Origin of the sequence: Scandinavium sp. M-37 (assembly GCF_043558715.1) — a bacterium.
Classification (GTDB): Bacteria; Pseudomonadota; Gammaproteobacteria; order Enterobacterales; family Enterobacteriaceae; genus Scandinavium; species Scandinavium vulneris_A.
On the sequence record NZ_JBIGIN010000082.1, the window covers coordinates 1 to 1,067 of the forward strand.

At 61.5% G+C, this 1,067-nt stretch carries 1 pseudogene; it reads left to right on the plus strand.

Annotated features, from left to right (window positions below):
* A pseudogene (locus ACG0Z5_RS23745) lies at nt 1-1,067 on the plus strand (type VI secretion system ATPase TssH); the annotation flags it as partial.

Below are 1,067 nucleotides of genomic sequence, written 5' to 3' on the forward strand. Positions count from 1 at the left end.
GGCGCAGGCGTGAAAGGGGAATTTGAACAGCGCCTGAAAAACGTCATCGATGCGGTGCAGCAATCGCCAGTGCCGATTTTGCTGTTTATCGACGAAGCCCACACCATTATCGGGGCCGGTAACCAGGCGGGTGGCGCGGATGCGGCCAACCTGCTGAAACCGGCGCTGGCTCGCGGTGAACTGCGCACCATTGCCGCGACCACCTGGTCCGAATACAAGCAGTATTTCGAGCGCGATGCCGCGCTGGAGCGCCGCTTCCAGATGGTGAAAGTCGATGAGCCGGACGACGAGACCGCCTGTCTGATGCTGCGCGGCCTGAAATCCCGTTATGCCGAACACCACAACGTACATATCACCGATGATGCAGTCCGTGCCGCGGTCACGCTGTCCCGTCGCTACCTGACCGGGCGCCAGCTGCCGGATAAAGCCGTCGACCTGCTCGACACCGCCGCCGCCCGCGTGCGTATGAGTCTCGATACGGTTCCGGAAGCGATAGTGCGCCTGAAAGCACAGCTGACCGCGCTGGCACTGGAAGAGCAGGCGCTGCTGGAGGATATCGCGGTCGGGGGAAATACACACCGTGACCGTCTGAGCCTGATTGAACAGCAGCGGCAGGAAAAAACCGACGCTCTGGCACAGCTTGAATCCCGCTTTATCGACGAAAAATCACTGGCACAGCAGCTGATGGCCAGCCGCCAGGATATCAGCCAGCAGGCCGAAATCAGGACACTGCAGCAACAGCTGGAAAATGAACAACAGGGCGATGCCCTGATTCAGGTGGATGTCGACACCCGCACCGTCGCCAACGTGATTGCCGACTGGACCGGGGTGCCAATCTCCTCGCTGATGAAGGACGAACAGACCGAACTGCTGAACCTGGAAGGGGAAATCGGCAAGCGCGTGGTCGGTCAGGACGTGGCACTCAATGCTGTCGCTCAGCGCCTGCGCGCAGCCAAAACAGGCCTGACGTCAGAGAACGGCCCGCAGGGCGTTTTCCTGCTGGTCGGCCCGAGCGGTGTCGGTAAAACGGAGACCGCGCTGGCGCTGGCGGATGTGCTGTACGGCGG